This is a genomic window from Gordonibacter sp. Marseille-P4307, from assembly GCF_900604965.1.
GTDB lineage: Bacteria > Actinomycetota > Coriobacteriia > Coriobacteriales > Eggerthellaceae > Berryella.
The window spans coordinates 1,209,489-1,223,503 of record NZ_UWPD01000001.1 but is presented as its reverse complement, the minus strand read 5'-3'; the positions used below and the strand labels follow the sequence as shown (position 1 = coordinate 1,223,503).

11 protein-coding genes and 1 pseudogene are annotated in these 14,015 nt (G+C 58.9%); 1 reads left to right on the top strand and 11 read right to left on the bottom strand.

Features of this window, described 5'->3' with window-relative positions; all coding sequences use genetic code 11:
• Positions 1-95: 95 nt before the first annotated feature.
• The 5 genes and pseudogenes from EIH26_RS05535 to EIH26_RS05515 form a co-directional block, all read right to left on the bottom strand.
• Entirely contained in the window at positions 96-1,406 is a 1,311-nt protein-coding gene (locus tag EIH26_RS05535; protein ID WP_124061249.1) for a dihydroorotase, read from the bottom strand.
• Positions 1,390-2,334, bottom strand: coding sequence for an aspartate carbamoyltransferase catalytic subunit (locus EIH26_RS05530; protein WP_124061248.1), 945 nt, complete (start codon positions 2,332-2,334; stop codon positions 1,390-1,392). The genes EIH26_RS05535 and EIH26_RS05530 overlap by 17 nt, the downstream gene beginning before the upstream one ends.
• A gap of 1 nt (position 2,335) precedes the next feature.
• Entirely contained in the window at positions 2,336-2,938 is a 603-nt protein-coding gene (gene pyrR / locus EIH26_RS05525) for a bifunctional pyr operon transcriptional regulator/uracil phosphoribosyltransferase PyrR (protein WP_124061247.1), read from the bottom strand.
• 536 nt (positions 2,939-3,474) lie between these two features.
• Positions 3,475-3,804: pseudogene (locus EIH26_RS08675) on the bottom strand (transposase); the annotation flags it as partial.
• Positions 3,805-4,146: 342 nt separating this feature from the next.
• Positions 4,147-6,273, bottom strand: a complete 2,127-nt coding sequence (locus tag EIH26_RS05515) for an LPXTG cell wall anchor domain-containing protein (protein WP_124061245.1) — start codon at positions 6,271-6,273, stop codon at positions 4,147-4,149.
• Between the two features lie 190 nt (positions 6,274-6,463).
• Between EIH26_RS05515 and EIH26_RS08670 the strand changes: the two genes are divergently transcribed.
• A complete protein-coding gene (locus EIH26_RS08670) occupies positions 6,464-6,646 on the top strand; it encodes an IS3 family transposase (RefSeq protein WP_124061799.1) in 183 nt (60 codons plus the stop codon).
• 266 nt (positions 6,647-6,912) lie between these two features.
• On the opposite strand, the gene glpX is transcribed toward EIH26_RS08670, so the two are convergent.
• The 6 genes from glpX to EIH26_RS05480 all read right to left on the bottom strand — a co-directional run bounded on the left by glpX (position 6,913) and on the right by EIH26_RS05480 (position 13,967).
• Positions 6,913-7,884, bottom strand: a complete 972-nt coding sequence (gene glpX / locus EIH26_RS05505; protein WP_124061244.1) for a class II fructose-bisphosphatase — start codon at positions 7,882-7,884, stop codon at positions 6,913-6,915.
• A 185-nt stretch (positions 7,885-8,069) separates the two neighbouring features.
• Positions 8,070-10,193 carry a transcription antitermination factor NusB gene (locus tag EIH26_RS05500; RefSeq protein WP_124061243.1) on the bottom strand — a complete coding sequence of 708 codons (2,124 nt, stop codon included), beginning with the start codon at positions 10,191-10,193 and terminating at the stop codon, positions 8,070-8,072.
• A complete protein-coding gene (gene fmt, locus EIH26_RS05495) occupies positions 10,193-11,143 on the bottom strand; it encodes a methionyl-tRNA formyltransferase (RefSeq protein ID WP_124061242.1) in 951 nt (316 codons plus the stop codon). Before fmt ends, EIH26_RS05500 begins: the two co-directional genes overlap by 1 nt.
• On the bottom strand, positions 11,143-11,685 hold the full coding sequence (gene def, locus EIH26_RS05490) for a peptide deformylase (RefSeq protein ID WP_370453757.1): 543 nt from the start codon (positions 11,683-11,685) through the stop codon (positions 11,143-11,145). The genes fmt and def overlap by 1 nt, the downstream gene beginning before the upstream one ends.
• Positions 11,686-11,842: 157 nt before the next feature.
• The gene (dnaG, locus tag EIH26_RS05485; protein ID WP_124061240.1) at positions 11,843-13,738 is read right to left on the bottom strand and encodes a DNA primase; all 1,896 of its coding nucleotides are present in this window, start codon (positions 13,736-13,738) and stop codon (positions 11,843-11,845) included.
• Positions 13,739-13,751: 13 nt separating this feature from the next.
• Complete coding sequence (locus EIH26_RS05480; RefSeq protein WP_124061239.1) at positions 13,752-13,967, bottom strand: hypothetical protein; 216 nt, start codon at positions 13,965-13,967, stop codon at positions 13,752-13,754.
• Positions 13,968-14,015: the final 48 nt, after the last annotated feature.

Sequence of the window (14,015 nt, the reverse complement as noted above, 5' to 3'; positions counted from 1 at the left end):
CACCGAAGAGCACAGCGCATTCGATAGGAAACTCAAGGTCGCTCGACCGCGATGCGGACCATCCGAAGACGGCTTCGAGCGCACCGCAACTTCTTCTACGCCGTATGAAGCACCTCGTCGGTAACCACCCCGTCTTCGAGCATGGCGTAACCGGCAACATAGACGTCGGTGGCGCGCCCGACGAACTTCTTCCCCATGAAGCCGCTGTTGACCGACTTCGATTCGAAGCCGTCTTTCGTCACTTCCCACTCGAGGTCGGGATCGATCACGGTCAGATCGGCGCGACACCCGGGCTCGAAGGCAACCCGTTCGATTCCGATGATCTTGCGCGGGCGAATGCTCATGAGCTCGACCAGGCGGTTCCAATCGATACGGCCCGGCTTCACCAATCCGGTGATAACCGCAGAAAGCGAGGTTTCGAGCCCCGTCATACCGAAGGGCGCCAGCTCGAACTCACGATCTTTCTCGTAGATCGCATGCGGAGCATGGTCGGTGACGATGCAGTCGACCGTTCCGTCGACAACCCCCTGGATGAGCGCCTGCGCATCCTCGGACGTGCGCAGAGGCGGATTCACCTTGAGGTTCGTATCGTACGTTTCGTCGATGCATTCGTCGGTGAGGAACAGGTGATGGGGCGTGACTTCGCACGACACCGCGATACCCTCTTCCTTGCCGCGGCGCACCATGTCGAGCGCGCGCTTGGTGGTGAGGTGCTGGATGTGCAAAGGGCAGCCCGCAAGGCGGCTGATCTCTAGATCGCGTGCGATCTGGATTTCCTCACCAGCGGAAGGCCAACCCAAAAGGCCAAGGCGCGTGGAAACCGCCCCTTCGTTGATCTGGCCCTTATCGACCAGACCTTCGTCCTGGCAGTGGCTCATCACCGTTTTGCCGAATTGGGAGGCGTACTCCATCACGCGGCGCATCGCGCCGGCGCTCTGCACCCCGCGTCCGTCGTCGGTAAAGGCCACCGCACCATGCGCGACCATGTCGCCCATATCGGACAGCACATCCCCGCCAAGCCCCTTCGTGCAGGCCCCCGACACGTGCACGCGGCATTTGCCCACTCGGTCGGCCTTGCCGCGCACGTAGTCCACCACAACGGCATTGTCGATCGTAGGTGCGGTGTTGGGCATGCAGCACACATCGGTGAAGCCGCCGTGAACCGCCGCTCGCGTACCGGACTCGAGGTCTTCTTTGTATTCCTGACCAGGATCGCGGAAGTGGACATGGATATCGACCAGGCCGGGAACGACGATCTTGCCCCCCAGGTCGCGCTCGATGCCCTTGTCCATCTTCAGACCGTGACCGATCTGCACGATCCTGCCGTCTCGGACGAGCATCTCGCAGACCTCGTCCAGACCGGTCTGAGGATCGATAAAGCGGGCGTTCTTAAGCAGTAAGGCCATCTTCGCTCCCTCCGAGCAGTAGGTACATTGCAGCCATGCGGACGAGGATACCTGCGTACACCTGGTCGAGAATAACCGAGCGCTGCGGATGGTCCGCCATGAAGTCGTCCAGCTCGACACCGCGATTGATGGGGCCGGGATGGCACACGATCGCATCGGGGCGCAAAAGCTTGTCGCGCCTCTCGTTCAGACCGTACAGCATGCTGTACTCGCGCAGGTTGGGAAACGGCGAATTCTCGAGACGTTCCTGCTGGATGCGCAGCATGTAGACGACGTCGAGCTCACCGAGCGCGGCATCGAGATCGGATGTGACATGATGGGCGCCGAGAGCCTCGGGGGCGGCGGGAAGCAGCGTCGGAGGAGCGATGAGCGTCACTTCGCAGCCCATAGTGTTGAGAGCCGGAACCAGAGAGCCGCACACGCGCGAGTGGGCCACGTCGCCGACGACGCCCACCTTCAACCCGTCGAGCGTTCCCTTCGCCTGCCAGATGGAGTACAGGTCGAGCAGCGCCTGAGTGGGATGCTGGTGCTTGCCGTCGCCCGCGTCGATTACGCTGACGCCGGACGTTTCGGCGATCTGGTGGGGCACTCCGGCATGCTTATCGCGCACGATGATCATGTCGATCTTGTAGGCGCACAGCGTCTCGACCGTGTCCTTCAGGCTCTCCCCCTTCACCGAGGAGGTGCTGGATCCTCCGAAGTTCAGGCTGTCGCACGACAGGCGTTTCTCGGCGATCTCGAACGACGAGCGCGTGCGGGTAGAAGGTTCGTTGAACATGTTGACGACCGTGAACCCTTTGAGCATGGGAACCTTCTTCACGCGGCGTTCGTTCACCGAGCGGAACCGTTCGGCGGTCTGGAGCATCAGCATGATGTCGTCGGCGGAATACTCGCGGATGTCGATGAGGTGGCGATGATGAAAGCCCATGCTATGCTCCGATCTTTCCGGCGCTGCCCAACGGTGCCGAGCCGATCCGCTCGCCCGGAGCGGCGGCGAAGATCTCGACGCAGGATTCGCCGTCGGCCTCTTCCAGGTACAGCCTGACGTTCTCGTCGCGCGCCGAGGGAACGTTCTTGCCGACGAAATCGGCGCGGATCGGAAGCTCGCGATGCCCGCGATCAACCAGAACCGCAAGCTGGATGCAGGAGGGGCGCCCGATGTCCATCAGGGCGTCGAGAGCGGCGCGGATGGTGCGGCCCGTGTACAGAACGTCGTCGACCAGCACCACATGGGCGCGATCCAATTCGAAGGGGATATCGGTGGAGTGCACCTCGGGTGCGAGATGGGTTGCGAAGTCGTCGCGGTAGAAGCTGATGTCAAGCCGACCCAGCGGAGGGCGCGTACCCTCGATCTGCTCGATCTTGTCGGCAAGGCGCTTGGCAAGCAAATCGCCCCGCGTCACGATGCCCACGAGAGAGACGCCCTCGGCGCCCTTATTCTTCTCGAGGATCTGATGAGCCATGCGCGTAAGCGATCGCTCGATCTCGTCTGCATCCATGCAGACCGTCTTCAGCTTACCTGGATCCGTCATGTGCGCTCCTTGCTCGAAGTTGCACGGACAGACAGACGCATCGCCCGATCCAGAAACAAAAAATGCCTCTGCATCAGGCAAAGGCTCGTCAATGGCGCAGGTATGTGAAGTGCGTGGTGCGCCGCCGCGGTGCCTTGCCGGTCTCTCTGTACCGTCTTTAAAGGACTGTATCGATGATAAGGCCTCGACCGCAGCCGCAGGATCGAAAACGCCGTCTCGATAATTCCTACATATTTGGAGCTTGATTCGCAAGTTGAACCGAACGCATAGACTTGCTCGCAAACTTAGCTGTACGCGTTCGGTTAAGCATGCAACGTTCCCTTCCTGGGGCGCGGGCCCAAAGGGGACCCGCCCGAGAGGAGGGAGCATCCATGTCGGGACGAAGGAAGTGCCTCAGACTGGACGAGGCCGAGAGGGCCGCGATCGAGAGGGGCCCGGACGCGCGGCTCAGCGCTAGGCGGATCGCCTCCGACCTCGGAAGGCCGCCCTCTTCGGTTGCGGCCGAGATGAAGGCCAACCGGACGGCGGCCAAAGGCGTCCTCGATGCGCCTGGTGGAGACGCCCGCCAGGTACATCTCGATCATCGCCTCTTCGACGCTGGTCTCCCGGCGCTTGTAGCGCTCTATGATGGCCGTCGCGAACCTCATGCCCTTGAACTTGGGCATGTGGATCGTCACCTCGTCGGACGTGGTGGTGAGCCCGCGGTCGTAGTGGCCGGCGCGGTACGCCTCGCGCTCGGCGCCTATGAGGTCGTCGGCTTCCTGCGCGAGCAGTGCGTTCAGGGCGTCCTCGACGGTTTTTCTCACGAGCTCGGACAAGTCGGCCTTTATCGCCTCGTAATCGACTGTTACGATGGGTGCGAACATGGCTGTGCCGCCTTAGCATGATCGAATCTAGACAACTCGAATCATACCGAAGGCATGCGCCATGTCTTTCGCTATCGTCCTGTCCAGCCTTTGCGGATGTGTAGGGATCCGAAGGGCCAATGCCCGAATAATACGGACTTGCCATAAATAAGAGGGGGGCGGCTCATACCGTGTGGTACGAGTCGCCCCCTCTTGGATGTATCCGTTGCTGATTATATTCTGTATGTGCTCCTGCATTATCTCCAGGTCTAACGCTTGTATTGGATCTGGCGGTTATTGTCCATCAGCGATGGTCAATACAAATTTATGCATCACATATCAGATTGACTTAATCTGCCTTTCCTATTCAGCTCGGCGTTTTCTAGCTCCAAGGATGCTAATGCCTAGCAAAGAGATACCTGCTCCCACGGGTAATAGTGCGATGTCTTCGCCGGTATTCGGAAGCTGTTCTGCCTTTGGCTGCTGACTGTCGCGCTTGTTCTTTGAATTATTTTTTCGCGCACTAGATGAGTCTGTAGAGGGGTCTGTAGCATTAGAAAGCATTTTCGTAGTCTGCAGATCAGCTCGTAGTTCAGCTAACTTGCTCTCTAGTTCTTCGCTAGATTGTTTAGCTTTGTTAAGTTCTGATGTGGCAGATTCTAAAGCGGCTTTAGCAGCTTCTTCAGTAGTTTTCAACTCAGATAGGTTCTGCCGCGCTTTTGCTAACGCCTCGTTCTTAGCTTCCCAAGTTTCCTGGGCGTTGACCAAGTTCAGCTTCGCTTCCTGAAGCGCTTCGTTGGCAGAGGCGACAGACGCATCCTTATCCATGGCCTTCTTCAAATCAGAATTCGCTTGGGAAAGCGTTTCTTCTGCAGCTCGCTTTTCCTCCTCGGCTTTTTTCTCAGTTGCCTGTTCTTGTTTAAGCTGTTTATCTTTCAATTCAACGTTTTTCTCGGCCTGTTCCTTGTTGCTTATCGCTGAATTCAGATTATTTTGGGCTTCAGCTAGTAGGCTTTCGAATTGCTGCTTTTCCTGCGTAGCTTCTTTTTCGTCTTGTATGGCTTTTTCTAGCTTCTTTGCAACTGCCTCTCGCTCATCCGCAGTACGTTTTTTATTCTCGTAATCTCTTATGGCAGCATCAGCTGCTTTTTTAGCTTCTTTTTGGGTTTCTTCGGCTTCGTCTGCTTTTTTGAAGAGATTCTCGGCAGTGCGCGTTTTCGTCTGAAGCTCTTGATCAAGTTGTTTGATGTCAGCTTCTAGAGTTCCTCTTTCAACTTCCTTTTTCAGAAGTTCATTCCTTAAGGTAGGAATTCTTTCTGTCAAAGCATCAACCTCAGCTTTTAGGGCATCAGCTTCCCTTTCGGCTGTCTTCTTATTCTTTTCTTCTAGCTGTTTCTTCTTTTCAGCATTCTTAATTTTATTCTGTGTCTCGGCGGTAGATTGCTTCTTGTCTTCGGCTAGCGCTGCTTCATAATCCGCTTGTGCCCGCTTGATACCCTGGTCACAAGACTCAATTTCTTGTTGTTTCTGCTCTAGATCAGCCTGGAATGTCTTTTTCTTATTTTCAAGCTCGTTAATTTGCTTAAGGCTCTGTTTGTTCTCTTCCTTAAGCTCCTCATGGTGAGCCCGTTTTTCTTCCAACTTCTTGTTCAGGGTAGTGACTGCGTCCCTAGCGGATTCTGCCTCTTCTGCGAGCTTCTCATACTCGTTGGTCTTTTTAGTAAGGAATGCTTCCTTCTCTTTTTTGGTTGTATCAGCTTCTGCTAGTTGACTTTTTGCTTTTTGCAATTCACCAGCAATATTCGGGTGATTTTTCTGTAACTGCTCAATGGTTTCTTTGAGCGTTTTTTGTTTTTGTTCAAGCTGGTTAATCTGGGTTTTAGCCTCATTAACTTTTTCGGTAGCTAAGCCAACTGCTTTTTCAAGCTCAGCAACTTTTTCGTCGGCTCGATTCTTCTCTTGCTGAGCTTTCTCTAGCTTCTGTTTTGCTGAAAGCTCGGTTGCAGCCGCTTCCTCAGCCTCTTTTGCAGCTACTTTTTGAGCCTCTTCTAGCCTCTTAAGCTCGTCAGCAGCACCAGAGTCCTTGATAGCTTTTTCCAATTTATCTTTTGCAGCTTGAACGGCTTTTTCAGCTTCTTCTTTTTTCTGCGACAAAGCTTCAATTTGCGTTTGCAAATCTTTAACTTCGGCCTGTTTGGCTTCTACTGCTGAAACGGCCTTATCATATGTTTTCTTTGCCTCATTCAATAAGGCAGTCTTTTCATCAAGATTTTTCTTAGCCTGAGCAGCTTCATTTGTAGCGTTTTTAATAGCGGCTTGTAGCTGCTCACGGGTTAAGGAAGTTTTAGTATTGGTCGAAGAAACTGGGGTGGAGTCCGGTGCTGGTTTATTGGCTCCGAAAGCATTCGGAGTGGCAATCGGAGTGGCAATCGTGAAACCGATACCCAGTGATAGTGCTGCAGCTAGGCATTTGGTTTTTTTAGTATTCAATGCGGTGTTCTCTCTTTCTCTTTGCGGGAATACTGCAATGGAGGAAGTATTTTTACCTAGCTCGCCGTGTCGGTCAACATTTCCCGGTTTCCAGTGATAAATTTACAAATATTTCCCCAAAAACTCTAGAAAATATATAGCTATTTGAATCTGAAGAGAGCGTCTGATTCTCTAGAGAGACAGGGAGCAAATTTTTCCTGCCAGACTCAAGAACGAGTTCTTCTACTCCACTAACTGGGCAGGTGTAACCGTTAACGAGCTCATCGCCAGGTTGAATGCTTGGTTGCGTTACTACAACGAAGGACGCATCCAGCAAAACCTTGGCTGGCAAAGCCCCGCTCAATACCGACAATCGATAGAATTAGCCGCATAAACGGGACAAAAAATGTCCGCAGTCCCCCCCGGGACGGAGATCTATTTCGAAAACCCGTTCGGCTAAGTCTGCAAGCAGGCTCGAATGGGTCTGGCCAAACTGCGCCCGCGAAGTCGAAACTTCGCCCAACCGATGAAAAGCAAAGCGGCGCTTCCGACTTACAGCCATGCGGCAACTTCTCCGTGATATAAAGCGAAATAGACTGCCGTCGTGCCTATAACCGCCGACAAAACGTACGGCCCCTTGCTTTTCGCCCTCTTAAGGGCTTAACGGAAACGCACCACGCCGTTTTCGCCGCGATGGCACGTTTTCACGAAACGCACCGTACGGTCGGCGGCATTCATCACAACGCTTTCGGTGGTGATGGACCCGCCCGCTTTCGAGACACCCGACACCATCTCGCCATCCGTAACGCCGCAGGCGAGGAAGGCAGCATCGTCGGAACGCACCAGCATGTCCATGGTCAAAACGCCGTCAAGGTCGATCTCGGCGGTCCTTTCGGCGCGAGCGCGCTTCTCGACGCCGTCCTTATCCAGGTCGAAACGCAAACGACCCATGAACGAACCGCCGATGGCCTTGAGGCCCGTGCAGGCCAGCACGCCTTCGGGAGCACCGCCCGAACCCATGTACAGGTCAATCCCGGTTCCCGGAACCGCCGTGGCGATGGCGCCGAACACATCGCCATCGTCGATGAGGCGCACGCGTGCGCCGGTGGAACGAACCTCGGCGATAAGGTCGGCATGGCGGGAGCGGTCGAGGATGCACACGCACAGCTCCTCGACGGGCTTATCCAAAGCACGGGCAACATCGCGCACGTTGTCCGCAGGACTCTTGTCGATATGGATCGCATCGGCGGCCGCAGGACCCACCGCGATCTTCTGCATGTAGGTGTCGGGGGCGAACAGAAGCGAGCCACGCGGGGCGATGGCGATGGTGCACAGGGCGTTCGGCTTCATCGCAGCGCACAGGTTCGTTCCCTCCAAAGGATCGACCGCGATGTCGATCTCCTCGCCGCCGCGACCAAGCTCTTCGCCGATGAACAGCATGGGGGCCTCGTCGCGCTCGCCTTCTCCGATAACGATGCGCCCGGAGAAGTCGATTTCGTTGAACGCCTCGCGCATCGCAGTCGTAGCGGCCTGGTCAGCCGCCATCTTGTCACCCAAGCCGTTCCATTCCGCACTTGCGATCGCAGCTTTTTCGGCAACGTTCAGAATCTCCATGATGCGTGCGTTGTGCATTCCCCTCACCTTTCGGTTGAAACTCGATGCGACGGTACCCAATCAGCGCGATTCTACCTCTAAACGACCGCTCGCCGCCCGAAAAGACGGCGAGCGACAAGGTTTTTGCCCGCAGCAGGGCTCATCATCCGAAAAGCGGCGGTACGGCGCCATCGGGTCGGCGCCGGGCAAAAGCGCGAAGCCCCTTAGCCCTTCCGAACGAAGCACGCGGCAAAATGCGCGTCGGAAGACCCTTCGTCCAGCTTGGTGGATATGCACGGAGCACCGTCGAGCGGCGCAAGCGAGAACCGCGATCCGGCGGGGCTTTCGAGAAAACGCTTTACCATGCCGGTGTTCTCATCATACGTAACGGTGCAGGTGGAAAAGACCAAGCGACCGCCCTCTTCCACATGCTCGGCTGCGCTGCACAGCATAGCAAACGAGGTCTCGGCCACCGCATCGATATGCTGCTCGTTGATGCGCCAGCGAATCTCGGGGTGGCGGCGCAGCGTCCCCAAGCCCGAGCAGGGCGCGTCCACGAATACCGTAGAGAACGCGCGATCTCCCAGAACCGTTTCAAGACGCGTCGCATTCCCAACGACCGCATCGGCGAGCTCGGCACCGTAAACGCGCGCACGGTCGCGCAGCAGCCCCACCTTAAACTCGTGAAGGTCGAGCGAAGTGAGGTCGACCTGCGACCCGAAACGACGCTGGGCATCGCTTTGGATGAGGATGGTCTTGGTTCCGCGCCCAGCCCCCACCTCAAGCACCGACGAAGGCTTCTCGTCACCCAGTACGCGCGAAGCGATCAGCTGGGCCGATGCATCGGATACGAGAATCTTGCCCTCTTCGAACAAACGGGCGATGGACGCTTCGGACAGCACACGCGGATTGGACACGTGAAAGCACCCGGCAACCTCGGCACCGTTCGCCAGAGCGGGCGTAAGCACAACGTCATGGCGGGCGAAAGTCTCGAAAACCTCCTCGTCGGTCGCCTTCAGGGCATTCACGGCGATGAAAAGAGGAGCCGGGTCGTTCGAGACGCGCAAAAACGTCGCCGCATCCTTGGCGCCCATGTCCTCGATCAGACGGCGGGTCATCCACTTCGGAAAGGCGTACACGCGAGCGAGCGCATCGAGATCGGTGTTCGGATCACCGAAGGGGAACTCGCCCCTCATGCGTTCGATCCGATGCAGAATCGCGTTGCCCAGACCATGCGCCGACGGCGAGATCGCGCGGACCAGCTCGACCCCCTGATCGATGGCCGCATGAGATTGCTTTCCCAGGAATACGAGCTCGTAGGTGGAGATGCGCAGCGCATCGCGCACATCGCTGAAGGCGTCGGCCGGACGGTCGAGCGCGCGATTGATGATCTCGTCGAGCACGCCGTACGTGCTCACGACGCCCAGCGACAAGAGCGTGGCGAACGCCCGGTCGGCCTCGGACATGCTCGAGGAATCGACCACGGTCTCGATGATTTCCTGCGCGTACGCTTCGCGCATGCGAACAATGCGCGTGACCTGGAGCGCCGCCAAACGAGCGGGACTGGCGGCGTTCTTGTAGAACCGCACCGTCCCATCCTCGTTGGTATCGGGGCCGCCGCCGCGCTTCTTCTCGTCGGCGCGTTTCTCCCTTTCGACCTCGCGCAGCTCTTCAAGCTTTTCGCGCGTGTTGCGGCCCGGCGCGATCTTCGTACGCTGCCCCAGCTTGGGATCGAGCTCGCCGCGGTAGATACCGGCGGTCTCGTCGACCAGGCGGGCGATCTGCCGTTCGTTGAACGCCTTTTTATTGCGGGGAACGAACACCTTCTTCGCGCGACCCTCCCGAGCCGCCTTGCCCTTGGAGGCGCTTCGCCGATCCTTGCCCTCCGAGCCGCGACGATTGCCGCGCCTCTCATCGCGACCCGCAAAACCGCGCTTACCGTCTCGCTTGTCATCGCGATGGGAGAACCCGCGTTTGTCGCCGCGTTCGCGCGACCCGTCAAGCGACCTGCGGTCGTCGGAGCGTCGCTTCGCGCCCCCGAAGCGAGAACCTTCGCTGCGATCGCGACCTTCCCCTCCCTTGCCGAAACGCGAAGAGCGCCCATCGGAAGATGCGCTGCTACCAACCGAGCGATGATCCTTGATGCGAGAGCCCGGCGCTGCCCCGGACGAGCCGCCCTCCGTACGCGGAACACGCCCGCGCTCCGCTCCGGACGAGAAGCGGTTCGATCGAGGGCGCGACGACTCCCCACCCGAACGGGAGAAGGAACGATGCGCTCCGCCCTGCCCGGTCGGACGCCCCTTGCGACCCCTGTCGTCGCGATGCTTACCAGGTTGGCTTTCGCCCATTATTCGGTCCCCCACTCCATGACGATGTTCTTCACGTTTTGGATGCCCGCTGCAAACGACCGGGCGTCCATCGATGTCTTTCCCTTGGGTTTCAACCCCAGCACCTCAACGGCTCCATCAGAGCATTTGAGGACGAAGCGCTTGCGCACGAAACGCACCTGACCGGCTTGAAGTCCCGCAGTCAGCTGCTCGTCGTCGGGTTCGGTCAGGACCCGAACCGATTCAAGGGTAACCGGGCGCCCGGCTATGACCGCATGCGAAGGATGCGCCGCGCTCGATGCCCGCACCTTCCGCTCGATCTCCAAAGCGGCGTCGCCCAACTGCGGGTCGAGCTCTCCCTTGTCGATCTTGCCGGCATAGGTGGCAAAGCCTTCGTTTTGGGGCGTCCAGGAAAGTTCGCAGCGGGCGGCCAAATCAAGGGCCTCGACAAGCGCTTCGGCGCCGCAGCGTGCGAGCCGCTCGGTAAGATCCTCTGCGCTGCTCGAGCCGATTTCGACCTCGCGCAAGCAGGCGAAATCGCCTGTATCGAGACCCGCTTCCATCCGCATGACGCATACGCCCGCGAATTCGTCGCCCGCAAGTATGGCGCGTTCTATGGGAGCCGCGCCGCGCCAGCGCGGAAGCGACGATGCGTGAACGTTCAGGCAACCGTGACGCGGGATCGAAAGCACCGCTTCCGGAAGCAGCGCTCCGTAGGCCGCCACGCAGATGACATCGGGGGCAAGGCTTTCAAGATACGCGATTTCATCGGGATCGCGCAGAGTTTCGGGCGTGCGAACCGGGATACCCAAACGCTCGGCCAATTGCTTGACCGGAGACGCCGACAGCTCGTTGCCGCGCTTGCGCACCGCATCGGGCCGCGAGTACACCGACACGACCTCGTGGCTTTCCGCAAGCGACTCGAGGATCGTCGCCGCGATGGGAGGCGTCCCCATAAAGACTGCGCGCATCAGTCGATACCCACTTCGATAGCGGTTTCACCGGGACGAGCGCCTTCGAGACGCGCCCGCTCGTAGGCGGCAAGCAGGTTGATGCGCGCTTCGGGAACGCAACTCTCGAAAAGCGTGCGCCCGTTCAGATGGTCGATCTCGTGTTGAAGGCAGCGACCCAAAAGACCGTCGCTCTCGATTTCCCACTGCTCGCCCGAAAAGTCGAAGTAGCGCACGCGAGCCCAGGGGGCGCGCGAAACGGGCGCCGAAATGCCCGGAACAGACAGGCAGCCCTCGTGATCGACGACGGGATCCCCCCAGGTATCGACCAGTTCGGGGTTGACGAGAACCAAAGGATCGCGCTGATGCTCGTCCCAGTCGCAGTCGACCACGATGAGGCGCTTGAGCACACCCACCTGGGGGGCGGCGATCCCCACCCCGTTGTTCTTATACATCGTGTGCGCCATCTGGGTAGACAGCCTCTTCAAACTTTTATCCCCCAGATCGCACGGTTCGCACACCGTATTCAGCAGGGGATCCGGCGATTGGACCACTTTGAGCATCGTAACCATCCTTCAGTTATCAAAGAACGCACGAGGTGCGTCGGTAAGCAAAACTTACGTGCAGTATAGCGTCTCGAAGAGAGGGCAACCCGCCACGCTGCCAAACGAAAGCCAAACGACAACCTAACAACACGTCTCGGCTCAAAGAACCGCGCCCTTAGGAAACCGGCAGCTTATGCGCCGCCTTCAAAGCGCGCAATTGCTTTTGGGAGGCAACCACGCTTTGGAACATCAGGTCTCTTTCATCGGGAGAAAGCCCGCTCGCGCCGGACAGCTGGCCGCGCACGGCCTCGATATCGTCTTCCATATCACCGATCGCCAGCTCGTCGGCAAGGTAGTCGGCGAGCACCGCGTCATCGACCCCTTCGCGAGCCGAACCGGCCGTCAGTATGCGCGGCGCCCTTTGCTCGGCGGTGGCAGCAGCCGTGACGATCTCGCCCGCCGAGGCAGACGGGCGCTCGGCAAGGGTGTCGGCGATGCTTCGGGCCAAAACCTCGTGAACCGGCAGATGCCAATGCGTCTGCACAAGCGCATCGGCTTTGGCGAGCGCCAGATGGGGCGCCCGCGCGCACAGACACAGAAAATCGCGCTCGATGCGACGTCGGTTGCTTTCTGCCTGCTCGATCCGCACGGATGGCTGCAAGGCAGAGGGCGACCCCTCCGAACCGGACGCCTGGGAAACGCCCGGCTGCCGCAGGGAAAAAGCGCCTTCATCCTCGGAAGCCCGCTGCGGGGGCCGCAAACGGGCGAGCATCACCAGGGCGTCCTCCTCCCGCGCGCGGCAGCGGTCGGCGATCTGATGGGCGTAATCCTTCGCAAGCAGCGAATTCTTGATGGGTGCGAGCACCGACAGCGCGTCGGCCAGCGCACGGGTTCGCCCCTCGGCCGTCGCCAGGTCGTGGCGGGCCAGCCTGCGCTCGATGCCGTACGTCAGAAGCGGAACCGCTTTGCCGACCAACTCGTTTAGCGCATCGGCCCCCTGCGCGGCGACGAATTCGGCAGGATCCTGATTATGGGGAAGCGTAACCGCGCACAACTCTATGCGCGCACGCCCCGCCTCGGGGGTCATACTCTCGTCGATGAACTCGAGCGCGCGGTCGGCCGCGCGCTGACCTGCAGCGTCTCCGTCGAACAGATACACGATGCGCTTCTTCGCATGGCGCGAGATAGTGCGGATATGGCTCATGGTGAGCGCCGTTCCCAGCGTGGCGACCGCATTGCGGACACCGGCCTCGTAAAGAGCGATCACGTCGGTGTACCCCTCGGTGATAAGGGCCGCACCCGTTGCAGCCATATCCGCTTTCGCCTTGTCGAGACCGTAGAGCACCTGCGACTTATGGAACAGGGGCGTTTCTTGGGAATTCAGGTACTTCGGCTCTCCGGCGCCCACCACGCGGCCTCCGAAAGCGATGCAATCGCCGATCTGATCGCAGATGGGAAACATGATTCGATGGTAGAACCGATCGCGCGGACGCCCGTCGCGGCCTTTGAGGGCAACGTTCGCCTCGATCATATCCGATACCGAAATCTTCTTCGACGCAAGATGGCGCACAAGCGAGCCCGATCCCGGCGCAAAACCCAGGTTCCAGCGCTTGGGCACGTCCCCGCCGAACCCCCTGTTCGCCAGATACGATCGAGCGGCGGCTGCTTCGGGCGAAGGCGAGCGCATGAGCTGCAGATGGTAGAACTCGGCTGCAGCCGCGCACACCTCTTTCAGCCTCGCCTTCTTGCTGTCGGGTACGCGCGGGCCGCCCGAATCAGACAGTTCGATGCCCGCGCGCTGCGCCAGAGAACGCACCGCATCGGGAAACGACAGCCCATCGAGCTTCATGACGAAGGTGAACACGTCGCCGCCTTCTCCGCAACCGAAGCAATGCCACAGCTGGGAGTGGGGGTCTATCTTGCACGACGGAGTTTTCTCCTGATGAAAGGGACAGCAGCACCAAAAGTCGCGGCCGCGCTGCTTCACGGGCACGCGCTCGCCCACGATCGACACCAGATCACTCGCTTCGCGCACCTTTCGGAGATCGTCCTCGCTTATCCCGCCTGCCATGCGATACGGGCTCTTAATTCCGCTGATCCGATTCGGAGTCGGATCGGCAGATCCTGCGACGGCGGGCCTGCCACAGCAAAAGACCCGACGCGAGGTACAGCACGACCACCGTCATGACGCGGCCCATGCTGGGATCTTTGTACCCGATAACGAAAACGCCGACGCCGAACGTGGCCATGACGGCGCACAGTATCCCCAACCAGGTAAGGTATGTGGCGGTGCTGCTCATATATCGCCTCCAAGAGAAATGCCCGGGCTCAATTACCGCTTGAAGTAT

Coding starts and splice junctions, on each gene's coding strand:
- EIH26_RS05535 (WP_124061249.1), bottom strand. CDS start 1,406: ATGGCCTTACTGCTTAAGAACGCCCGCTTTATCGATCCTCAGACCGGT.
- EIH26_RS05530 (WP_124061248.1), bottom strand. CDS start 2,334: ATGGGCTTTCATCATCGCCACCTCATCGACATCCGCGAGTATTCCGCC.
- pyrR (WP_124061247.1), bottom strand. CDS start 2,938: ATGACGGATCCAGGTAAGCTGAAGACGGTCTGCATGGATGCAGACGAG.
- glpX (WP_124061244.1), bottom strand. CDS start 7,884: ATGCACAACGCACGCATCATGGAGATTCTGAACGTTGCCGAAAAAGCT.
- EIH26_RS05500 (WP_124061243.1), bottom strand. CDS start 10,193: ATGGGCGAAAGCCAACCTGGTAAGCATCGCGACGACAGGGGTCGCAAG.
- fmt (WP_124061242.1), bottom strand. CDS start 11,143: ATGCGCGCAGTCTTTATGGGGACGCCTCCCATCGCGGCGACGATCCTC.
- def (WP_370453757.1), bottom strand. CDS start 11,685: ATGCTCAAAGTGGTCCAATCGCCGGATCCCCTGCTGAATACGGTGTGC.
- dnaG (WP_124061240.1), bottom strand. CDS start 13,738: ATGGCAGGCGGGATAAGCGAGGACGATCTCCGAAAGGTGCGCGAAGCG.
- EIH26_RS05480 (WP_124061239.1), bottom strand. CDS start 13,967: ATGAGCAGCACCGCCACATACCTTACCTGGTTGGGGATACTGTGCGCC.